At 63.1% G+C, this 22,675-nt stretch carries 16 protein-coding genes; 5 read left to right on the top strand and 11 right to left on the bottom strand.

Annotated elements, in window-relative coordinates; translation table 11 throughout:
* Positions 1-6: 6 nt before the first annotated feature.
* Positions 7-3,162 carry an AsmA-like C-terminal region-containing protein gene (locus MF134_RS00860; RefSeq protein WP_255337502.1) on the bottom strand — a complete coding sequence of 1,052 codons (3,156 nt, stop codon included), beginning with the start codon at positions 3,160-3,162 and terminating at the stop codon, positions 7-9.
* 325 nt (positions 3,163-3,487) lie between these two features.
* On the opposite strand from MF134_RS00860, the gene bcp reads away from it, so the two are divergent.
* From bcp to MF134_RS00845, 3 genes are all read left to right on the top strand, one after another.
* Positions 3,488-3,964, top strand: a complete 477-nt coding sequence (gene bcp / locus MF134_RS00855) for a thioredoxin-dependent thiol peroxidase (RefSeq protein WP_255337997.1) — start codon at positions 3,488-3,490, stop codon at positions 3,962-3,964.
* Positions 3,961-4,803 (top strand): ferritin-like domain-containing protein, encoded by an 843-nt coding sequence (locus MF134_RS00850; protein ID WP_255337501.1) that lies wholly within the window; start codon positions 3,961-3,963, stop codon positions 4,801-4,803. Before bcp ends, MF134_RS00850 begins: the two co-directional genes overlap by 4 nt.
* Positions 4,804-4,890: 87 nt before the next feature.
* Positions 4,891-6,246 carry a M23 family metallopeptidase gene (locus MF134_RS00845; RefSeq protein WP_255337500.1) on the top strand — a complete coding sequence of 452 codons (1,356 nt, stop codon included), beginning with the start codon at positions 4,891-4,893 and terminating at the stop codon, positions 6,244-6,246.
* 41 nt (positions 6,247-6,287) lie between these two features.
* On the opposite strand, the gene prfB is transcribed toward MF134_RS00845, so the two are convergent.
* From prfB to MF134_RS00830, 3 genes are all read right to left on the bottom strand, one after another.
* A protein-coding gene (gene prfB / locus MF134_RS00840; RefSeq protein ID WP_255337499.1) for a peptide chain release factor 2 occupies positions 6,288-7,416 on the bottom strand; the annotation gives its coding sequence in 2 pieces (ribosomal slippage) (positions 6,288-7,346 and positions 7,348-7,416; 1,128 coding nt in all).
* A gap of 146 nt (positions 7,417-7,562) precedes the next feature.
* Entirely contained in the window at positions 7,563-10,010 is a 2,448-nt protein-coding gene (locus tag MF134_RS00835) for a penicillin-binding protein 1A (protein WP_255337498.1), read from the bottom strand.
* A 367-nt stretch (positions 10,011-10,377) separates the two neighbouring features.
* Entirely contained in the window at positions 10,378-11,487 is a 1,110-nt protein-coding gene (locus MF134_RS00830; RefSeq protein WP_255337497.1) for an N-acetylmuramoyl-L-alanine amidase, read from the bottom strand.
* Between the two features lie 882 nt (positions 11,488-12,369).
* Between MF134_RS00830 and MF134_RS00825 the strand changes: the two genes are divergently transcribed.
* Positions 12,370-15,243 (top strand): ribonuclease E/G, encoded by a 2,874-nt coding sequence (locus MF134_RS00825; protein WP_255337496.1) that lies wholly within the window; start codon positions 12,370-12,372, stop codon positions 15,241-15,243.
* Between the two features lie 527 nt (positions 15,244-15,770).
* Here the strand turns inward: MF134_RS00825 and proX are convergent.
* From proX to proV, 3 genes are all read right to left on the bottom strand, one after another.
* Entirely contained in the window at positions 15,771-16,799 is a 1,029-nt protein-coding gene (gene proX / locus MF134_RS00820; RefSeq protein ID WP_255337495.1) for a glycine betaine/L-proline ABC transporter substrate-binding protein ProX, read from the bottom strand.
* Positions 16,800-16,904: 105 nt separating this feature from the next.
* Positions 16,905-18,128, bottom strand: a complete 1,224-nt coding sequence (proW, locus tag MF134_RS00815; protein ID WP_255337494.1) for a glycine betaine/L-proline ABC transporter permease ProW — start codon at positions 18,126-18,128, stop codon at positions 16,905-16,907.
* Positions 18,121-19,314, bottom strand: coding sequence for a glycine betaine/L-proline ABC transporter ATP-binding protein ProV (gene proV, locus MF134_RS00810; RefSeq protein ID WP_369695397.1), 1,194 nt, complete (start codon positions 19,312-19,314; stop codon positions 18,121-18,123). Before proV ends, proW begins: the two co-directional genes overlap by 8 nt.
* Positions 19,315-19,616: 302 nt before the next feature.
* On the opposite strand from proV, the gene MF134_RS00805 reads away from it, so the two are divergent.
* A complete protein-coding gene (locus MF134_RS00805; RefSeq protein WP_255337492.1) occupies positions 19,617-20,312 on the top strand; it encodes an orotate phosphoribosyltransferase in 696 nt (231 codons plus the stop codon).
* A gap of 4 nt (positions 20,313-20,316) precedes the next feature.
* Here the strand turns inward: MF134_RS00805 and MF134_RS00800 are convergent, their stop codons facing one another.
* From MF134_RS00800 to MF134_RS00785, 4 genes are all read right to left on the bottom strand, one after another.
* Entirely contained in the window at positions 20,317-20,982 is a 666-nt protein-coding gene (locus MF134_RS00800) for a protein-L-isoaspartate(D-aspartate) O-methyltransferase (protein WP_255337491.1), read from the bottom strand.
* Between the two features lie 131 nt (positions 20,983-21,113).
* Positions 21,114-21,356, bottom strand: coding sequence for a hypothetical protein (locus MF134_RS00795; RefSeq protein ID WP_255337490.1), 243 nt, complete (start codon positions 21,354-21,356; stop codon positions 21,114-21,116).
* Between the two features lie 147 nt (positions 21,357-21,503).
* Complete coding sequence (locus tag MF134_RS24175; RefSeq protein ID WP_457589925.1) at positions 21,504-21,743, bottom strand: DUF6894 family protein; 240 nt, start codon at positions 21,741-21,743, stop codon at positions 21,504-21,506.
* Between the two features lie 72 nt (positions 21,744-21,815).
* A complete protein-coding gene (locus MF134_RS00785; RefSeq protein WP_255337488.1) occupies positions 21,816-22,670 on the bottom strand; it encodes a Crp/Fnr family transcriptional regulator in 855 nt (284 codons plus the stop codon).
* Between the last annotated feature and the right edge of the window lie 5 nt (positions 22,671-22,675).

The following is a 22,675-nucleotide window of genomic DNA, read 5'->3' as shown; positions in this document are numbered from 1 at the left end:
GGCGGCTCAGTACTCGAAAATGCGCCTGAAGATGCCCGGTGCGATCAGCGAAATCGGATTGACCGTCAGGGTCGGGTCTGAAAACGCCCCCTCCAGCCGGTAGGTAATGCCGATCAGGCCGCCCTCGATGCCGTTGCCGAGCACGTTGCCGACCAGCGGCAGCGCACCGAAGATGCGGTTGACGCCGTAAGCGGGCATAAACGAACCGTTGATCGCGATCCGGCTCGCAGCGTCGATCAGGGTGCCCTCGAAACTCGACCCGAAGATCGGCCCGCGAAGAATGCCGTTCTCCACCACCAGCCGGCCATCCCGCCAGAACAGGCGGGCCCGAGCGGTCTCGAAGAAGGCATTGGCGACCGGCAGGTCGCGGCCGAGTCGGCCTGCGAGACTGTCGCTCGCGTAGTTCCCGGTTCCCACAAGGCTTCGCAGTCGCTCTTCGCCAACGAGGCTGAAGTTGCGGACACGAAACGATCCGGCGAACCCGCCGTCCCGGCCGCGAAGGCGGATGCCCGCCTGACCACCGCGCATGTGCTCGTACAAGCCCGCGAACCGCAAGAAAGCACCCGTATCGGCGATTGTCGCGTCCACGCTTGCCGTGCCGTCGTCCGCTGGACCGATGAAGCCGGTCACCTCTCCTCTTTCGAGGTTGGCCGTCAGGGAGGCGGCTCGAATGCGATCGTCGCGCTCCTCGTAGCGCAGTTCGACATTCTGCATCGTCTCACCGTTGAAGCCGAGAAGTCGCTGCGCGGATAGCTCCACGATCAGACGACTCTTCGACGAGGATGGACCCGAGGCGGGATCATCATCGCCAAACCGGTCACGAAGGGCCGAGATCACGGGGCGCGCATCGATGCTCGTGCCGGCCACGCTGAGGCCGAGGCCGCCTTCTATCCGGGAGAGCCGTGCGGAGACCGCGTCGCCCGGGTTCAGGGAGAGGGACTCAAGCACGAGAGTTTCGAGCCCCGCCTCATCAAGCCTCGCGCGTCCGCGCGCCGAGAAACCCTCGCCTTCGAGAACCGCGTCGTTGATCCGCGTCCGACTGCCCGTCCTCAGAACATCGAATGTCAGCCGGGCCGGAATGCCGGCGCTCTTGCTCCAGCCAATCGGCGGCAGGCGCATGGCCGCCGCACCCAGATCGACCTCGGCCGCAAAGCCCGCATCCGTCTGCGTCAATTCGACGTCGAGGGGCCCGCTCACGAAGTCGGCGAGAACCGGAGAGACCTCTGCCAGCATGCCACTCTCGATCCGCGCGGAAATCTTCAACGACGGCTCGCCGACAGGCTCCGGCGCCAGCGGCCGCGAGAAGTTGATCGTGGCCGGCAGCCCGTCGATGTGGGCCGAGAGCTCACCCATGGCGTTTCCGGGTGCGATCACTGCGAGACCTGTCAGCCGGCCAAGCCTGTGACCGCGGATCGGTTTCCGGATGTCGACACCATCCAGCTCGGCAACCACCGACCAGTCTTCGATTGCGTCGGATAAGAAATCTCGCTCCCGCGGCTCCCGAGACAAGCGAAAGCCGGCGTCGAGCTTGACCCGTGCTCGGCCAGCCACGTCCTCTGGCCCGACCTCCAGTTCGTTCAGCCTGTCGACCGGCTCATGTCCGAGCAGCGAGAGAATGGCCGACGCCTCGCCTTCCAGTCCGAGGGAGAGCGAAGCCGCGACAGCCTCGGCCTCGGACCGGAAACCCAACGTCGACGGCAGGACCGAAAGTCCCGTCATGCCCTCGACGCTTGCGGTTTCGACCGCAATCTCGGTCTGACCACCGGCGTAGCGGATGGTTCCCTTCACTTCGGTGAGTGCCGGCATTTCGCCGACAGTCCGGAAATGTCCCTGCCCGAAATCGAGAGCGAGCCGCACCTCGTCGGCCTCGGGTTCGACACCCGGCACGACGATCGCGGCGAGGCGTGGCAGCGTCATGGCCAGGTCGAAGGTCGCCGAACCAACCTGGCCGGCCAGGAGATTGTCGAAGACCCACTCGCGAGGCCCATCCACGAGGAAAAACGGCCAGAACGCCTTGAGGTCGGCCGCCGACACGCCCGTCGCTCGAAACTTCGTGCTTAGGGCGCCGCCGTGCGCGTCATCCCTGATCTCCGCCCGCCCGTTGACCGAGCCGCTCGCCATTTCCAGTGCGATGTCGGGAAACGACAGCCGCATGGCGCGCGGATCGAACGTGCCGCTTGCGGCGAAGTCGGCGGCGCGTGCCACATCGCTGCCGTTGCTCCCATCACGTGACCCAACCGCGGAGACGAGTTCCCGTGATCGCAGGCTCACCGGATAGGTGCCTGTCGTCGAAGCAAGGTCGACCGAAGCCGTGAAGCGGCCTCGGAAGGTTGCTTCGTCGGTTATTGTTATATCGGAGACAAAGGCTTGGTCGTCTTCCCTCATGTAGGAAGCGAGCTTTGCCTCGAGCCGGGGATCATGGTCTCCACGCTCACCACCAAGAAGCGCCGCATCCGTGTCGAAGCGAAGGATTCTCTGGTCGTTTTCGGTAGAGAGCGAAACGGTTGTCCGGGTTTCGACGGTCTTTCCGTCCCAGGTGTCATCGGACGGCATGGCGAAGGACATCGCATTGGTGGCGAGGTCGAGACGCGACACTGTCTTGCGGTTTTCCGCCAAGGCGAGATCGCCCACGGCTTCGACGATCTCTCCTGAAACGTCCAGTGCGACATCAAAGCGGATCTCGTCTTGCGCTGGTTTTTCAACGACCGCCCGCACGAGACGCGGCAGCGCGGCGTGGTCATCCCCAAGCACACGGAGATCAGCCAGTTCGATGAAATCCACCGGCAGCGCGGCGATCCGCCGGGCTCCCGCGTCGACTGCGGCAAAGACGGCTGTCGCGTCGAGGGGCGGGAACTCTCCTCCGCGCGGCAGGCGTTCGGCATCGATCCGCAAGCCGCTCAGAGTCAGATGACCGAGCGCCAAATCGCCGGTCAGAAGATCGAGCAGGCCGACACCGCTTTGCAGGGAATCGATTGCGACGACCGTCTCGCCGCTCCCGCGATCGCTGAGGACCACATTCTTCACATCGAAAGCGAAGCCGCTCGCGAAAGTGAAGCCAAAGTCCTGTTCACCCAGCGCAATGGAAAAATCACCGGGCAGAAGCGAGGCGGCCAGTCGCTCGGTCTGTCGGGCGAGCAGTTGCTTGCCGGATGCGGTCGACAAGGCCCCGACTGCAAGCGCCGCCAGAAAGACCGCACCAGCGAGACCGAAAGCCCCAATTCGGATGCTCCGCCTCATGAAACCGCAGACCCTGCATCACGGCAATCTTGAAGGTCCGGCAAAGACCCTTTCCGTCCGCCGCTCGTGGAGCGGCACGCGAAACGATATCCTGTGGAACGGGCCCGCCGCGCGCGCGCAAACATTTCGCTCTCCCCCGCGCGTTGCGCTATCTTGCCGGCATCTACCGGGCCGTTGCCGCTTCGCTTTCCATGCGAGGGCGATTTACGGGCGTGCCTATTTCCATTCATTGGGCCAAAAGGATGACAACATGGCGGTTTCGCTTGGCGATCGGTGTCCCGAATTCAGTCTTCCGGACGACCGCGGCAAAACGGTCACGCTCGATGATCTGAAGGGCAAGCCGTTCGTGCTCTATTTCTATCCGAAGGACGATACCTCGGGATGCACGCGCGAAGCTGTCGATTTTACCGGTCTCAAGCCCGAGTTCGACAACCTCGGCGTCGAAGTGTTCGGAGTTTCGCCTGATCCGGTGAAGAAGCACGAGAAGTTCCGCGACAAGCATGAACTGGCCGTCCGCCTCCTTTCCGACGAGGAAAAGTCGCTGATCGGCGCTTTCGGCGTCTGGGTCGAAAAATCCATGTACGGCCGCAAATACATGGGCGTGGATCGCACGACCGCCCTCATCGCCGCAGACGGAACGGTCGCCCGCATCTGGCCGAAGGTGAAAGTGCCCGGCCACGCGCAGGAGGTTCTGGAAGCCGCGCGGCAATTGCCCGAGACGAAATGACGGTCATCCAGGATGACGATAGGGCAGCCTGGCCGTCCACGCTTCGGCAGGCGGCGATCGAGGCTCTCGCCTCGGCCGATCTGGACGAGAAGGTCGACAGGACGAATCTTGCCTGCCGCCTGTGGTTCGGGCGGCGGCTCGGTCTGCATTCCGCTTCGGATCCGTCTCATCCGGGGCGTCCCGGCCGCCCCGCCGAGCCTGAACTCGTCTCACCCCGCAAGCTGAAGCGCCGGTCGATCCACACGGAGGAAGGCCGGATCGTCCTGATCCATGCGCTCGCCCATATCGAACTCAACGCCATCGATCTCGCCCTCGACATCGTGGCCCGCTTCGCCCAGGAGACCATGCCGCGCTCCTTCTTCGACGGCTGGATGACGGTGGCGCTCGAAGAAGCGAAGCATTTCGGTCTCCTCTCCCGGCGACTCCAATCGCTCGGCTCGCGCTACGGCGCCATGCCGGCCCATGACGGGCTCTGGCAGGCGGTCGAGGCGACCTCGCATGATCTCTCTGCCCGTCTCGCGGTCGTGCCCCTGATTCTCGAAGCCCGCGGCCTGGACGTGACGCCTTCGATGATCGAGAAGCTGACCGAGGTCGGCGATCTCGAGACGGCGAAGATCCTGGAGATCATCTACCGCGACGAGAAGAAGCACGTCGCGATCGGCGCCAAATGGTTCCGCTTTCTGTGCGCCCGGCGCGGCGAAAACCCGGCCGAACGCTTCAAGCTTCTGGTGCGGGAAAGCTTTCGCGGCGACGTGAAGGCCCCCTTCAACGACCGCGCCCGCGCCGAAGCCGGACTGACGCCCACATTCTATCGCTCGCTTTCCCCGCGCTCTCGCTGACCCCGAACGGCCTCGGCAAGGAAACGTTAACCTTAAGGACCTCTAATCGCCCGCACCCACCAAGCAGTCTTTCGAGTGATTCCGTCAATGCGGGCGAACAAGCTGACGAACACCTTCGGCAAGCGAAGCCACCCCCATACCGTCATCATCGCACGCGGCGAAGAGGTCCGTCATTTCACCGTCGGACGGGCGGCGCTGGCTGCCTGCTCGGCGTTTGCCGGCCTCGTGATTGCCGGTGCGATCGCCCTGCCTCTCTCCTACATTCTCGAAGATGATGGGGGTTCTCGGGCCGCCGAGCGTCAGTGGCAGGAACAAAGGCAATATGAAGAGCGCATCCTCGCCCTTCGTACCCAGCTCGATCGGATGACCAGCCGTCAGTTCCTGGCCCAAAAGATGGTCGAGACGAAGGTGGATGTGCTGCTCGAACAGCAGGACGAGCTGGCCTCGCGCTATGACCGCCTCCAGCCGCTGATGTCGCGCGCAAAAGCCACGGGGCTGATCCCCACCTCTGTTCCGATCCCGACACCCAAGCCCGTCGCGGCGAACGCCTCTTCGCTCGATCGAGATCTCTCGACGGGCTCGATTTCCCCAGACGCATCATCCGGCTCCGCTCCGAGCGACACTCTCTCAACCGATTCCATCACGGAGGAGGCCGATCCGAGGCTCGATCTCGGTCGTTTGCGTGCAGGGATAGCCGAGCAAGAGGACCAGAAAACCAGCAGAGTGGCAAAGAATGCACCTGCCATCTCCGAGGAGGCGATCCGGGAAATCGGCAAGGCGTTGAGCCTCGCCGAGCTTCAGCAGATCGAACACCTGGAGACGCTCGCCACGAAAGCCCGCGAACGCGCGGTGAAGATCGCCAGCACCCTCAAAGCCGGCGGGATCGCCCTCCCCGAACAAAGCGAACCGGAGCGCGCGACCGGCGGGCCGTTCGAACCCGTCGCGGAACCGGACCCCTTCGAGGATTCCTATACGGATCTTGAAACGGCGCTCGATGACTTGCAGCGCGTGAGCGCGGTTGCGGAAGACATGCCGCTTGCCATGCCGATGTCGCGCAACGCAATCTCCAGCACTTTCGGTATTCGCTCGGATCCGTTTCTGAAGCGCCGTGCCCTGCATGCGGGCATCGATTTTGCGGTCCCCATGGGTCACAGGATCGGTGCCGCCGCCCCGGGAACCGTCGTTCATGCCGGACGCTCGGGCGGTTATGGCAACATGGTCGAGATCGACCATGGCAACGGTATCACGACCCGCTACGGCCACATGTCGCGGATCAACGTCAAGAAGGGGCAGGTCGTGAGTCGCGGCGAGACGATCGGCGCCGTCGGCAGCACGGGCAGAAGCACCGGCCCGCATCTGCACTACGAGATCCGCCGAGACGGCCGCGCCGTCGACCCGGCCCGCTTCTTCCGGATGGGAGAGCAGATTCGCGAACTCGGCTGAGCCTCGCTCAGCCCAAGTTCGCGAAACCGATTCTCAGGTGGTCAGTCGATGTCTTCGACCGCCGCGTTGCCGCCATGGACGCGATGGGCGAGTGCGGCTTCCATGAACTCGTCGAGGTCACCGTCGAGCACTTCCTGGGGTGTCGTGTGCTCGACGCCCGTCCGCAGATCCTTCACCAGCTGATAGGGCTGCAGAACGTAGGAGCGGATCTGGTGGCCCCATCCGATCTGGGTCTTGCTCGAGGCCTCGGCATTGGCCGCTTCTTCCCGGCGCTCAAGCTCAGCCTCGTAGAGACGCGCCTTCAGCATGTTCCAGGCCGTCGCGCGGTTCTTGTGCTGCGAGCGCTCCTGCTGGCAGGCCACGACAATGCCGGTCGGAATATGCGTGATACGCACCGCCGAATCCGTCGTGTTGACGTGCTGTCCGCCAGCGCCCGAGGCGCGATAGGTATCGACCCGGCAGTCGGACTCGTTCACCTCGATGTCGATCGTGTCGTCCACCACCGGGTAGACCCAGACCGAAGCGAAGGAGGTGTGCCGCCGCGCCTGGCTGTCATAGGGCGAGATGCGGACCAGGCGGTGGACGCCCGACTCCGTCTTCGCCCAGCCATAGGCATTGTGGCCCTTGATCAGCAGCGTCGCCGACTTGATGCCTGCTTCTTCGCCGGGATGCTCCTCGAGCACCTCGACCTTGAACTTCGCCCGCTCGGCCCAGCGGATATACATCCGCTCGAGCATCTCGGCCCAGTCCTGGCTCTCGGTCCCGCCGGCGCCCGAATGGACTTCGAGATAGGTGTCGTTCGAATCGGCCTCGCCAGACAGAAGAGTTTCGATCTGACGCTTGTCGACCTCGGCCTTCAGTCCGCGGATCGCGGTCTCGGCTTCCTGGATGACGCTCTCGTCGTCCTCGTCCTCGCCCATCGCGATGAGTTCGATATTGTCCTCGAGCGACTGGGTAAGACCACGGATTGCCGTGATCGCGCCCTCCAGCTGCTGGCGCTCGCGCATCAGCTTCTGGGCTTCCATCGGGTCGTCCCAGATGGAAGGGTCTTCGGCTTTCTGGTTCAGATCATCGAGGCGTTTGACGGACTTGTCCCAGTCAAAGATGCCTCCTTAGCAGGCTGATGGCCTGCCGGACTTCGTCAACGATGGTTTCGATCTCGGCACGCACGCCGCATTCTCCGAATTGAACTTGAGGTCATCACCCGCTGCGGCCGGTTCACAGACCGACCGGCAGGATCGAAGGTGCCGGGTCATAGCTGCGGCGGGACCACCTCGTCAACCAAGGGGGCCGGGAGCGCCGCAGCAGGACAGCAATCAGAACAGACCGCCGGCACCCTGCGAAATGGCCTCCTCGGCCTGGCGAGAGACGCGGGGCGCAAAGCCCTGGTCGGACGCCACTTCGTCCATGCCGATGACGGAATAGCTGTCGGACGGTCCCGTACCGGGCTTGAACGCTTCCATGATGACGCCGGAGCCGGAACCCTCGGCGCGCATGCCGGTCTTCCGGTTGACGGCGATGAGCTGCATGCCTTCCGGCACCTTGAACTCGACCGGCGGCTTGCCCTTGAGCGCATCTTCCATGAAGTCGACGAAGACCGGAGCCGCCAGCCCGCCGCCCGTGGCACCGCGTCCCATGGGCTGCGGGTTGTCGTAGCCGATGAAAACGCCGCAGACGAGATCCGGGGTAAAGCCGACGAACCAGACGTCCTTCTCGTCATTGGTGGTGCCGGTCTTGCCGGCCACCGGCACGCCCAGCTTGGCAACGCGGGTTGCCGTGCCGCGCTGCACGACGCCCTCCATCATCGAGGTGATCTGATAGGCGGTCATCGGATCGAGCACCTGATCCCGCTGGTCGACGAGTTCCGGTTCCGTCCCGCCGCCATATTCACGCGTGTTGCACTCGGCACAGAAGCGCTGGTCGTGCTTGTAGATGGTGCGGCCGTAGCGATCCTGGATCCGGTCGATCAGCGAGGGTTCGATCGAACGCCCGCCATTGGCGATCACCGAATAGGCGGTCACCATGCGCAGCACCGTCGTCTCGCCGGCGCCCAGGGCCATCGGCAGGAAAGGCTTGAGACGGTCGTAGATGCCGAAGCGCTCCGCATAGGCTGCGACCAGATCCATGCCCATGTCCTTGGCCAGCCGCACGGTCATCAGATTGCGGCTCTTCTCGATCCCCAGACGCAGTGTCGAAGGACCGGCCGAGCCACCGCCGTAGTTCGACGGCGTCCAGAAGCCGCCATTGCCGTCCGGCAGCGAGATCGGCGCGTCCATGATCACCGAAGACGGGGTGTAGCCATTGTCGAGCGCAGTCGCGTAGACAAACGGCTTGAACGAGGAGCCCGGCTGGCGATAGGCCTGCGAGGCGCGGTTGAACTCGGACTGGGCGAAGGAGAAGCCGCCGACCATGGCGCGCACCCGGCCGGTCTCCGGTTCCATGGCGACCAGCGCGCCTTGAACCTTCGGTGGCTGGCGCAGGATGTAGCCCTCGCCCTCGGACTTCTTCTCGACATAGACAACGTCGCCGCGGGACAAGACGTCGTCGGCCGAGCGGACCTTTCCAGTCTTTTCCTTGGTGTTGAGATACAGCGCCCATTCCATGTCGGAGAGCGCGATCGTGGCGATTTCGCGCTCGGCCGTCAGCGCCCCCGAAACGGCGCGTTCGGGCTGCAGACCGATGCTCACCCGGTTCGATTCCGCTTCGAGCACAACGGCAAGCCGCCATTCGGGAACGTCGGACAGCGCCTCGATCTCGCCTAGCGCAGCGCCCCAGTCGCTGCCGATGTCGATCGTAGCGACCGGACCGCGATAGCCCTTCTTCTGATCGAACTGGACGAGACCGTGCTGCAGAGCTTTCCGGGCCTCTTTCTGCAGTTCGGGATCGAGGGTCGTGCGGACGGAAAGACCGCCTTCGTAGAGCGCCTTGGAACCATAGCGCTCGACGATCTCGCGGCGGACGTCCTCGGTAAAGTACTCCGAAGAGGCGAGATAGGTGCCCGAAGGACGCGGATTGACATCAATATCGGTGTTCTTGGCCTCCTGGGCCTCCTCGCGGCTGAGAAAGCCGTTCTCGGCCATCTGGTCGATGACCCAGTTGCGCCGGTCCATCGCCCGATCGTAGTTGCGGAACGGGTTGTAGTTTTCCGGCGCCTTGGGGAGCGCGGCGAGATAGGCCGCCTCTTCCACAGTGAGCTCGGTCACGGCCTTGTCGAAATAGGCGAGCGAGGCGGCGGCGATGCCGTAGGAGCCCATGCCGAGATAGATCTCGTTGAGGTAGAGCTCGAGGATCTTGTCCTTGGAATAGGCCTGTTCGATTCTGAGAGACAGGATCGCTTCCTTGATCTTGCGATCGAAGGTGCGTTCGTTGGTCAGGAGGAAGTTCTTTGCCACCTGCTGCGTGATCGTGGACGCACCCTGCATGCGACCACCCTTCGCAATCACCAGAACCGCGCGCGCCACGCCTTCGATGTCGACGCCGGGATGGGAATAGAAATTCTTGTCTTCAGCCGACAGGAAGGCATTCTTCACGAGCGGGGGGATCGCCTGGATCGGCAGGAAAAGCCGGCGCTGGGTGGCGTATTCGGCCATCAGCCCGCCGTCGGAGGCGTGGACGCGCGTGGTCACCGGCGGTTCATAGTCGGCCAGCACCTGATAGTCCGGCAGCCCCTCGGCCATCCGTTCGACATACCAGGCCACGCCGCCGGCAACGAGAATGAAGAAAACGGCGCCGAGGCCGAAAAAATAGCCGATCAGTCTGATCATCGAAACTCCGTCCGGACGCTGCTGCCAGTGATGTCCGGCCCCTTTTGGCAACCTCGGTCCCGTCGAGCCGCTCGACCCCTCGAAACCGCGCTCGTCGCCCGCCTCTTGCCGGTTCTACGGAACACCTGCTTTCGTGCCCGGAGATTGCGGCATTGGGATGGACCCATGCCCTGATTTTCGGTTGTGGCAAGGCTTGTTGCCGGTTTGCCACAGTTTTTGCGACATGATTAAGCCGTTTGTTAAGTTTTCGGGCAGCGCCCCTAACGTGCCGACCTGGACGCTCGCTTTGCGGGAACCTGTCGTGGCCGCCGCCTCGAATCGTCCGGCCCAGCAAGCACCACGACCAATCGCGTCGGGCAAGCGGACCTCAGTCGCGATTCGTCAGTTCCTCGCCTTTTCCGCCGCGAAAGAAGCCCACGACGGCCGAGGCGACGGCTGAAGCGAACTGGCGGCGCCAGCTCTCGTCCTTGAGGAGCTTCTCGTCTTCTTCATTGGACAGGAAGCCCATCTCGATCAGCACCGAGGGCACATCCGGGGCTTTCAGGACGCGAAACCCCGCGGAACGCTTGGGATTCTTGATCAGCTCGATCTTGCGCCTGGACAGGTCACTGACGAGCGCAGCGGCGAAATGCTCCGAAAAGCTGACGGTCTCGCGGCGAGTGAGATCCAGAAGGATGTCGAAGACCTCCGGTTCATTTGCTTCCCAGCCTTCCGGTGCGAAGCGGTCTGCCGCGTTTTCCGACGCCGCGATCTGGCGTGAAAGCTCGTCGGAAGCCTCGTCAGACAGGGTATAGACGGTCGCGCCGCGCAACGTCTTGTAGCGGATCGAGTCGGCATGGATCGACAGGAACAGATCGGCCCCCAGACGCCGCGCGAGGGCCGCGCGATCATCGAGGGAAATGAAGCGGTCCCCGTGGCGCGTGAGTTTCACCTCGACATTCGGATAGTCTTCCAGAACGTCCTGAAGAACCCGGGCATTTTCCAGGTTGATGTCCTTCTCGTGGGTTCCCGACTTCGACACCGCCCCATTGTCGTCGCCACCGTGGCCGGGATCGATGACGATCAGCAGCGGCTTGACGTTCTCCGCCCCGCCCACACTCGGGCTGTTGTCGGAAGTCGCGACTGCGACCGGTTGGGGGGCGGCGTTGGAGTTCTGCGCGGCGCCGTCGACCGGTGCGATCGACAGGGCCACGGTCTCTTCTCCGTCGTCACTCCCGTGCTCTACGCGTGCCGAAGCCGGAGCCTTGAGCCGGAAGATGACGCGGTAGCGATCCGCCGCCACGAGACCGTGCCGGGTCGATTCGACCAGGTCGTTTTCCGGCGGGCTGCCGGGTTCGATCGCCGGGACGGTGTTGTCGAAGTCGATGGCGATGCGGTCCGGGTTCTTCAGCTGAAAGGTCCGAACATCGACCTTGCCCGTCAGCTTGAAACGCACCTCCAGCCCGTCCTCGCTGGCTAACTGCTGAATCTCCGTCATCACGCGCTCATCCGCGGCGAACGCATTCCCACAGCCGACGGTCACGACCAACGCCGTCAGCAGGGATAGGATCGCAGAACGCCAGCGGTGAGCGGTGATCATGCCAGGAACCTCTTGAAGGAATCAGGATACGGGAGATCTGGTGCCACAATGCGACAGAGCAGCGGCGCCGACGTCATAGCCACAAGCTTGGCATCAGCATGACGGCGCCGGATAGGGCTTCGATCGTAGACGAGCCGCTTGCCCCACCGTCTCAGCGCCTTGGACAAGTTCAAGGAAAACATAAGATTAGCGCCGCCTGCTCCCATGTCGGGCAAACTGCGCGCGACAGCTTGCCCGAGGCTTGGAGCGATAAAATCTATTGCCTATCCTTTCGGCAGCACCCTTGTCACATACCGGCACACGTCATAAAAGCGTGGGTGAGGTGAAAGGTGGCGTCGTTCGCGCCGCATCCGCTTGTGACCTGAAGGATCGGGTCGAGACCGGATGACGGCAGCACGAGAGCCGATCCGCCCATGACGAGGTGCTGAAGCGCGCCGCCACGCCTCACGATAAGGATTTTCGTCGACACTGGAGCGGTTTGTTCCAGCCGACACCTCAATCGTTACAGGTGAGTCGCTGTCGAAGTCGGCAGCCCACCGAAGCGTTCATCGGCCGCCTCCAGCGGTCATCGGTTGTTACAGGTCGTGTTGTTGCCGTCCGTATTCGATTTTCTCTGCTTGCACTCCGTCCGCCAAATCTCTGAGCGGGCCAGTCACATGACGCAGATCGTCGTTGCGCGACCCTTGGGCACGACCGTATCGGGCTCGCGCCCTCCTCTAGACCGCAGCACTGCCAGGCGCAGCAGGCGAGTCCCGAGCGCGAGCGCCGGGGAGTCATTCAATGGCAAACAAAATGTTAATCGACGCGTCCCACCCGGAAGAGACGCGCGTCGTTGTCGTACGCGGTAGCAGGGTCGAAGAGTTCGACTTCGAATCCGAACACAAGAAGCAGCTCAAGGGAAACATCTACCTCGCCAAGGTCACGCGCGTCGAACCGTCGCTTCAGGCCGCTTTCGTCGAATATGGCGGCAACCGGCACGGCTTCCTCGCCTTCAGCGAGATCCATCCCGACTACTACCAGATTCCGAAGGCCGATCGCGAAGCGCTGCTGGCCGAGGAAATGGGTCACGCCGATGACGACGATGAGGCGGACGAGCCGAAACCCAAGAGGAGCAGCCGGGCCAAAAAGGGCTCCTCGCGCCGCAAGGCCGCGGCACGTGAAGACGAAGACGTCGTTTCCGAGACGGTGGAAGCTGAGAACGAGGAAGGTCAGAGCGCCGACGAGTCGAACGGGGACGTCGCGGCGTCGGACTCCGCCCAATCCGACGATTCTGGCGATCGCTCGGACGCGGTCACGGCTGCCGACGAGAACGATTCCAGCGATAAAGCAGCAGACGACGACCAGGATGGCGACGAGGCGAGCGGAGACACCTCGTCCGGCCGAGGCCGCCGAACCCGTCGCAGCCGCAAGACCCGCGCGCGTTCCTCGCAGGACGATTCGGACGACAGCAACGGTGACGACGACAATGGCGACGAGGCGGAGGAGATCGACGAGATCGGCTCCGAAGACGCCATGGAGGAAGTTCCCGTTCGCCAGAACCGCCCACGCCGCCAGTACAAGATCCAGGAGGTCATCAAGCGCCGCCAGATCCTGCTCGTTCAGGTCGTCAAGGAAGAGCGCGGCAACAAGGGCGCGGCGCTGACCACCTATCTGTCGCTGGCGGGGCGCTATTCGGTGCTCATGCCGAACACGGCGCGTGGCGGCGGCATTTCGCGCAAGATCACCAATGCGGCCGATCGCAAGCGGCTGAAGGAAGTCGTGCGCGACCTCGATGTGCCGAAGGGCATGGGGATCATCCTGCGCACGGCCGGTGCGAACCGCACCAAGGCCGAAGTGAAGCGCGACTACGAATATCTGATGCGTCTCTGGGAGACGGTGCGCACCGTGACGCTCTCTTCGATCGCCCCTGCCCTCGTCTACGAGGAAGGCAGCCTGATCAAGCGATCGATCCGCGACCTTTACAACAAGGATATCGACCAGATCCTCGTTGCCGGCGAAGCGGGGTACCGCGAAGCCAAGGACTTCATGCGGATGCTCATGCCGAGCCAGGCCAAGGTGGTCCAGCCCTATCGCGATCCGACGCCGATCTTCGCGCGGCAAGGCATCGAGGCGCAGCTCGACAAGATGCTGCAGCCGCATGTCACGCTGAAATCCGGCGGCTACATCATCATCAACCAGACGGAGGCGCTGGTCGCGATCGACGTCAACTCCGGACGGTCGACGCGGGAACACTCGATCGAGGACACGGCTTTCCAGACCAATCTGGAGGCGGCGGAGGAAGTCGCCCGGCAACTGCGCCTGCGCGATCTCGCCGGACTGATCGTCATCGACTTCATCGACATGGAGGAAAAGCGGAACAACCGCGCCGTCGAGAAGAAGCTGAAGGACTGCCTGAAGAACGACCGCGCCCGCATCCAGGTCGGCAAGATCTCGCATTTCGGCCTTCTGGAGATGAGCCGGCAGCGCATCCGGGCGAGCGTGCTGGAATCGACCATGCAGGCCTGCCCGGTCTGCGAGGGTGCCGGCCACATCCGCAGCGCCTCCTCCCTCGCCCTGCATGTCCTCAGGAGCATCGAGGAACATCTGCAGAAGCACTCCAACCACGATCTGATCGTCAAGGTCCCGACGGCGACCGCGCTCTATGTGCTCAACGAAAAGCGTCGTCGTATCGAGGAGCTGGAGCAGCTCTATGGTCTCAAGATCGTCATCGAGGCCGACGAGAACGGCGGCCATCAGGCGATCAACATCGAGCACGGCGCCGAAGCGCTGCAGCCGATGATCGTCCAGGAGGCTGCCCATCCGGAATCAGTTGTCGCCGACGAAGGCGCCACCGACGAGGTTGGCAGCGATGTCGTTGCAGATGCCTCGGCTGGAGACGACGAGAGCGACGATCGGCAGTCGGACGGCAACGAAAACGGCAAGCGCCGACGCCGCCGGCGTAAGAAGCGCCGCGGTGACCGTGGCGACAGCCAGGAAGCCAGCGCCGAAGGCCAGCAGACGAGCGACAATGCGTCGTCCGACGACGAGGACAGCGACGACTCCGATTCCGGGGACGATGACAACAGCGATTCCGACAATGGCGGACGCGGTTCGCGTCGCCGCCGCCGCGGTCGTCGCGGTGGTCGCCGGCATCGCACCGAAAATGGCGACGGCAGCGACAACAGAGACGGCGAAAGCGACGACGCCGTCGCGGCGTCCGGCGACCAGACCACCGAGGGCGAAGCGTCCGACAACTCGGATCATGATGGCGGAGAAGCCTCCGTTCCAGCACCGAGCGCTGGCGAACCCGAAACGGTGAATGCCGACAGCCAGCCTGGCGAAGTGGTGGAAGTCGAAGCCTCCACCAGCGGCGCAGAGCCCGAGACTGTCAGCGAGCCTGTTCGAGAGATGCCCCCTCTCATCGAGGCCGAGAGCATGGATCCGGCGGACTCGGGTGCGCCAGTAGAAGAGGTCGAAACGACATCCGCACCGATCGACGGTCATGCCGGCGTCGAGGACGACGCGGCCGCCTCGGGCCAGCCGGCTGCCAATGACGACCAGCCCGAAGCCGAGACGAAGACCGAGCCGGTGGTGACCTCTTCCGCCGAAGAGCAAGGCGAACCGGCATCGAAGCCGCGACGCACCGGCTGGTGGGCACGGCGGAGCTTCTTCTAGGGCTCTCTGATCTCCTGCGACCGGCGCCAGCGCCGGTCGCAAGGCAGCTGTTCATCAGAACTTGCGGCGATGTTCTGTCGCCAGTCAGGCGACTCGGCCTGATCGAGACCGCAGAGGGACGGGCAAGGCGCCCTTTTCCGGCTTATCGGGAGCGCCATGGGTTCCAGCCTTCGAGGGCCTTCATCGAGCTGCTTTCGGCTCGGAAGATCCCACCACGGGAGGGATTGCGAAGCCGATGATTTTGGCCCGCTCCCGGTCCGGGGCGACCCTCACGACCACAATCAACCTTCGTCAAATGCCCGAGATTGCAGCGGTCGTCGCACCACTCCGGGGAATCGTTGCGTGTGCTAGCAGAGCATCGAATTCGGGCCGCGAGGAACGCGCGAAGGTGCCCTGCCATCTGGAGGACCCGACAGCTTCAGGCCTCCAGAAACGCAAAAGCGCCGGCCCTCGGGCCGGCGCTGAAGCACTGTGCAAGGCGTCGAAGCAGAGCCGACACCTCGCCGATTTGAGATCGTGCGTCGCGCTTACTCGGCGGCGGCGCGCGCCTCTTCGAGCCATTCGTTCCACTGCTCCTGATGGCCCTGGATCCAGGCATCGGCATGACGCTCGATGTCGGCCTCGGAGTCCTGTCCGTCACGCATCAGAAGGTTCTGGGCACTGATGTCGTTGGCCGAGAGCTCCATGATCTCGAAGAGCTTCGCGGCCGCCGGGTTCGCCTCGGCGAATTCGCGATTGGCGATGATCCGCTGGTTGTTGGCCTCGAAACCGTAGTTCGAGCCGTCAGGCAGCGACGTGTCAACGTCGGAGCGCTCGCCCGGAAGCGACGAGAACGGCACGTTCAGCCAGGTCACGTCCTGGCCCGGCACCATCACGCCGGAGACCCAGTAAGGCGTCCAGGTGTAGTAGAGGACCGGCTGCCCATCCTGAAAGCGGGTGATCGTGTCGGCGATGATCGCCGAGTAGGAACCCTGATTGTGTGTGACGGTATCGCGGAGTTCAAACGCATCGAGCTGATGCTCGATCACGCCTTCGCAGCCCCAGCCCGGCGTGCAGCCTGCGAGATCCGCCTTGCCGTCTCCATCATTGTCGAAGAGCTTGGCGATCTCCGGATCCTTGAGCTGGCCGATATTGGTGATGTTGTGCTCTTCGGCCGTCTTCTTGTCGATGAGATAGCCCTGCAGCGCGCCCGGCGAATAGACGCCCTCGCGATAAATCTTCTCGTCACCGCCGGCAGCCGTGTAGAAGTCGGAATGCAGCGGATCCCAATGGTCGGCCATGAAGGTGCCGTCGCCATTACCGATCGCGACGTGTCCTGCAGCGTATTCCAGTTCCTTGATGTCGCTGACGTCGTAGCCGAGTTCCTCAAGCGCCTTCGACACAAGAAGCGTCTGGAAGGTCTCTTCCGCAATCGAGGACTTCAGCGGCGTGACCGAAACGCCCTCGCCCGGCATTTCCGAATCCTGCGCGAAGGCCGGTCCGCCGGCAGCGGCGAAGGACAGGCCCGCTGCCGCGACGCATGCCATGAGAGTGCGCTTGGTTGTCATCAATGTCATGGATGTCTCCCTCTTGATTTCGTTCGATCGCACCCCCCACACCTTGTTGCGGACGGTGCAATGTCAAACGATCGATTGGTTTCGAAACCGCACAGACAGGCGCGGTCACGAGGCCATCTTGGTGCGATGGCTGTCCTCGGCATTCTCGTCACCTGATCCCCGCATCCGCAGATAGGCGCGGCGCGCATAGCCGGCTGGGCCGGTCTCGTACCAGGCGAGATTGCCGCGATCCCGGCGGGAGGTCCCCAGTGCCTGGGTCACGCGGTCGATGAGAATCGCCAGGATCACGATGCCGATCCCGCCGACCGTTGCAAGCCCCATGTCGAGGCGGCCGATTCCACGCAGCACCATCTGGCCGAGCCCGCCCACGGCGATCATCGATGCGATGACGACCATCGACAGAGCAAGCATCAGCGTCTGATTGACGCCGGCCATGATCGTCGGCATGGCGATCGGGAGCTGGACCTTGAACAACAACTGCCGTTTCGACGCGCCGAAGCTGTTGGCCGCTTCGATCAGGTCCGAAGGCACCTGGCGGATGGCGAGATTGGTGAGCCGGATCAGCGGCGGCAGGGCGAAGATGATGGTCACCACCACCCCGGGGACGTTGCCGATGCCGAACAGCATGACGATCGGCACGAGATAGACGAAGGCCGGTGTCGTCTGCATGGCATCGAGAACCGGTCTGAGCGTGCTCGCGGCCCGGTCGTTGCGTGAGAGCCAGATGCCCGTGGGCAGCCCGATCAACACGCAGAAGAACACCGAAGTGAACACCAGAGCGAGCGTGACCATGGATTCGGCCCAGGCGCCGATGAGACCGACGAAGATCAGCGAGAGGATCGCGCCGATGCCAAGCGAAAGCCCAGCCGCCTGCCAGGCAATCAGACCCACGAGCAGGACCATGAGGAGTGGCGGTACCCCTTGCAGGGTGGCTTCGATGAAGCCGAGCACGGCATCGACGGGAAAACGGATGGCCTGGAAGACCGGCCGCAGATTGGCGACGACCCAGTCGAGTGCGCTGTCGACCCAGTCGTTGAGCGGGATGACGGCGTAGTCGAACGGGTGTAGCCAGTCGAAGGTCTGGACCTCGGCTTCAGGCACCTGAGAGAGCCAGTCGGGGGTCTCCGACACCGTGCCGGGGGGCGACGAAGCGGCGTCACCTCCACCTCCACCGCCGCCCCAGGGGTTGGGCGCCGCGCCACCCTCGGACGCTGCGGGTGCGGTCGTGGCTCCGCCGGTCGAGCCGGCGTCCGATTCTCCGCTCGAGCCGCCACCGGTTGCCCAGGGATTGTCCGCCTGGGCGAGAAGAATGCCTGTCGTCTCAGCCATCAGCCTGTCCTTCCCGCGACATTGCCTTCAACAGGTTTTCGCGACTGACGCCGCCGATGAACCGGCCATCCTTGCCGATAACGGGAAGCGGGCACGCCGAGCGTGCGACCGGTGCGATGATCTCACTCAGCGTCGCGTCGCAGTCGATCGGATCGACGCTGTTCATGAAGGCCTTCGACAATTCGGCTCCATCGGATTTCTGGTCCAGGGATGCGCGAGACAGTGTTCCCGCATACCGCCCTCCCGAATCCACGACATAGGCGAAGCCATGCTGGCCCAACTTCTCTCTCGCAGCGGCGGGAGCGAGATCCTCGCGGAGGACCGGCAGGATCTCGTCCTTTGCGATATCCTCTGCGGTGAAGACATCTTGCACGTTCACGCCGCGGAAGAACGATCGCACATAATCGTTGGCCGGGTTCTTCAGGATGTCGTCCGGTTCTCCCACCTGGACCACCTGCCCGCCTTGCATGATCGCGATGCGATCGCCGATGCGCATCGCTTCATCAAGGTCATGGGAAATGAAGACGACGGTCCGGCGATGCTGCGACTGCAGTTCGAGTAGTTCGTCCTGCATCTCGGTGCGGATCAGCGGGTCGAGAGCGGAGAACGCTTCGTCCATCAGCAGGATCGACGGGTCGTTGGCGAGCGCCCGCGCAAGACCGACGCGCTGCTGCATGCCGCCGGACAATTCGTTCGGATAATTCCGGGCATTGGCGCCGAGACCGACCTGTTCGAGCGCCTCCTGCGCCCTCGCCTCGCGCTTGGCGAGCGGGACACCGGACAATTCGAGGCCGAGCGCGGTGTTCTGCAGGACGTTCATGTGCGGCATCAGGGCAAAGGACTGAAACACCATCGAGATGTGCTTGCGTCGAAACGCCATCAGTTCCTTTTCGCTCATCGCAGCGATGTCATCGCCTCCGACGATGATCTCCCCGGCCGTCGGCGTGATCAGCCGGTTGAGCATGCGCACCAGTGTCGACTTGCCCGAACCGGAGAGCCCCATCACGACGAAGATCTCTCCCTCGCGGACCGAGAAGCTCGCGTCGCAGACGCCAAGCATCATGCCGGTTTCGGAGAATATCTTGTCCTTGTTCCAGCCCTTGCGATAAAGATCGATCGCCTCTTTCGGAGACTCCCCGAATACCTTGAACAAGTTCTTGACTTGTAAGGCCTCTACATCACCCATTCTACTTCCTGTTTATGAGGAAACGGGCATTCATACCCTGAAATAGCGGCAGCCGTCACCAATCTGACCCACGGTTTCGTGCCTCAAATTGCTCGACGACCTCTGAATAACGGGGCGACTATGGGCCGGAATGTCAAGGTGGTTCGCAAAAAAGTTTGCCCGGCGCCCCGCTTCGGATCGCGTGCCAAAGCTGCGGCGATGCATTGGATTGGCGGCAGGCGACTGGAATATCGCTTGCACGCTTGCCAAAGCATGCGAAAAGCTGCCAGCCAGACAAGCCGACAAACGAACAGGCCGCGACGATGTTTTCCAATACGTTTCCCGACCGCACGCTGATTGCCGACACGGTGGCCAGGATGCTCCTGGAGATCGAGGCCGTGCATTTCCGGGCCGATCAGCCCTTCACCTTCACCTCCGGTCTGGCGAGCCCGGTCTATATCGACTGTCGCAAGCTGATCTCCTACCCGCGCATCCGCGCCGCGATCATGGACTTCGCCGCATCGGTCGTCCTGCGCGGTGCCGGCTTCGAACAGTTCGACACCGTCATCGGCGGCGAGACGGCCGGAATTCCCTTTGCGGCGTGGCTTTCCGACAAGCTCGGCCTTCCGATGCAGTATGTCCGCAAGAAGCCGAAGGGATTCGGTCGCGACGCCCAGATCGAGGGCGCGCTCGCCGAGGGTGCCCGGGTGCTTCTCGTCGAGGATCTGACGACGGACGGCGGCAGCAAGGTGAAATTCGCCGAGGCCATCAACCGCGCGGGCGCCAACGTGACCGACACCTTCGCGGTCTTCTATTACGACATCTTTCCCGATACGCCCGAGCGCCTGCAGGCTGCCGGCATGCGGCTGCACTATCTCGCGACCTGGTGGGACGTGCTGCGTGTCTGCCAGGAGGAAGAGCGCTTTTCTCCGCAGACCCTGGCCGAGGTCGAAAGCTTCCTGAAGGCGCCGCTCGATTGGTCGGCCAGAAACGGCGGCATCTCCGAACGCCCCAGCTGAGCCGTCAGGGATCGTCTCTTCGTCCGGGTTCCGGCGGTTCCTCATCCGCGATCAGGGGAACGAACAGGACGTTCGCGAGAATTTCTTCGTCAAAGCGATGCTCGGTCAGCCGAGTGATCCGCTTGAGAGTCTGTCTGCCACGATCACCCACCGGGATGATCAGGCGCCCGCCAATCGCAAGCTGGTCCTTCAGCGAGTCCGGCATTCGCTCCGCTGCGGCGGAGACCACGATGGCGTCATAGGGAGCGGCGTCGGGTCGTCCCTTCGTGCCATCTCCGATCGCAAGATCGATGTTCTCATAACCGAGGCGACGAAAGCTCTCGGCCGCCTTCTCGCCAAGCGAGCGAAGGCGCTCGATTGCATGGACCTCCCGCGCCAGACGGCTGATGACGGCGGCCGCATAGCCGGAACCGGCGCCAATTTCGAGGACCCTGTCCTTCGGGCCGATCCGGGCGGCTTCGAGCATCAGAGCGACCATGGTCGGTTGTGAAATCGTCTGACCTTCGCCGATCGAGAGCGGCGCGTCCTCATGGGCGAAGTCGATCAGGTCGGGCCTGACGAAGGCTTCGCGCGGCACCTCGGACATGGCGGCAAGGACGCGTGCGTCGCGAACGCCGCGCGAGGCGATGAGCCGCACCATCCTCTCGCGATTGACCTCCGCATCCTTCATCGCCGTCTCCCCGTCAGAGCGGCAGACTATCATTGCGCCAAGCATAGAGGGAAACAGGAATGTGGACCGCGCTTCTCGATGGCGGAGACGGCGGCATCGGAGAGAGCGTCATTCCGTCCTGGATCAGCGGTTCAGGATGCGAGTTCCTGTCGGGTCGAGGGAGCCGAGCCCGACGACGGAGCGAAGAGCACCGGGATGCCGCGCTGGCGGGCCTCACTCAGAATTCGCCGCTCGATCAATGCCTTCAACTCGGGATCGGGTGTCTTGCCGAAATGGCGGAGAATCCCCGCACTGGCATCGCGAAAGATCAGCACCCCTGCCAGACGTGCTTCTTCGATCGCGTCATGGATCTCTCGTTCCAAGTGAATCTTCATGATCGTGCCCCTTCTCGTCGTGAGAAGACAAGCTGGGCACATGGCAAACACATCCACTGCTAAACAGTTAAAAGCTTGGCACGCAGAGGGCGATTTTTATTCAAGCATGACAAAAAATAAGGCGATTTTTCGCAAATTCGGGCTAACTTATCGGTCGACAGGTCCCGCGTTCAGCGTCAGCGCTGCTTCGTAGACATAGACGCCGTCTCCGTCCCGCACCTTGACGGCGATGCTGTGGCGATCGCCATCCGGCATGACGTCGGAAGCCATACCGGGAAGCGATTCGATTGCCGCTCGCCGAATAGCGGCGACATCTGCGCATTCGTGGCCGGTTTCATCTCGGATGAACCGCTCGCCGTCTAGAACGTCGAAATAATAAAGCGGCATCACAATGCTCCGATGCGGGATGATAGGGATGCAAGACGCCGCTGACGAAATGAAGGGCTCGACAGTGGCAGCCTACGTTCCCTGTTCCCGTCCCTGATCATGGACAATTCGCTGGCCATTCTCGGGATTGTTTCGACGCGTCAAGTGCAGGTAGTTTTGGTTGAAACCGGCAAAGGCGACCAGTTCGTCGATGTCGGTGATACGGACCCGCCTTCCCTGGAAGGCCACCAGTCCGCGCTCGCGCAGTTCCGCCAGCATCCGGTTGGCATGAACGATCGAGATCCCCACGGCATCTGCCACCTCCTGCTGAGTCATCGGCAGTTCGAAGGTGTGGTCGCTCACGAGACCGATCGACTTGAGCCGCAGATACAGCTCGCACATCAGGCTGGCGATGTGACGCTCGGCGGGCTTCCTACCGAGATTGGTGATCCATTCCCTGAGGATCCCCTCGTCCACGAGCGTCGCCCACCACAGGGCATGGGTGATCCGCGGATGATTGCGAGTCAGTTCGTCGATCGTCTTCCGGGGGATGTGGACCACCTTGCAGCGCGAAAGCGTTGCGATCCCGTGGTCCATTTCACCGAGGATCGCCACATGCAGATCGCAGAAGTCACCCGGAATGAGGATCGCGACGATCTGTCGTTCCCCGTTCGGCAGAAGCTTGTAGCGGCAGGCGAAGCCCTGAACGATGAGGTGAACCTCTTCCGGTCGATCTCCTTCCTGGATGATATCCTGTCTGGCTTCCACGCCGCGTTGCACCCCGATGACCTCGTTCAGGAGCTTTTCGTCCTCGGCCGTCAAATCAATCGCGCGGCTCAGCTTTCTAAGCAGTGGATTGTACATGGCTGCCCTTTTTGCGAGTTGAACTTGGCGGCGGCCGTGTACCTCAAGACGGAGAATGATGCTCCAGTGGCGCGTGTTCTTCACCAGCC

The organism is Jiella marina, assembly GCF_024359545.1.
Taxonomy (GTDB): Bacteria; Pseudomonadota; Alphaproteobacteria; order Rhizobiales; family Rhizobiaceae; genus Jiella.
This window is presented reverse-complemented; position numbering and strand designations above follow the sequence as displayed.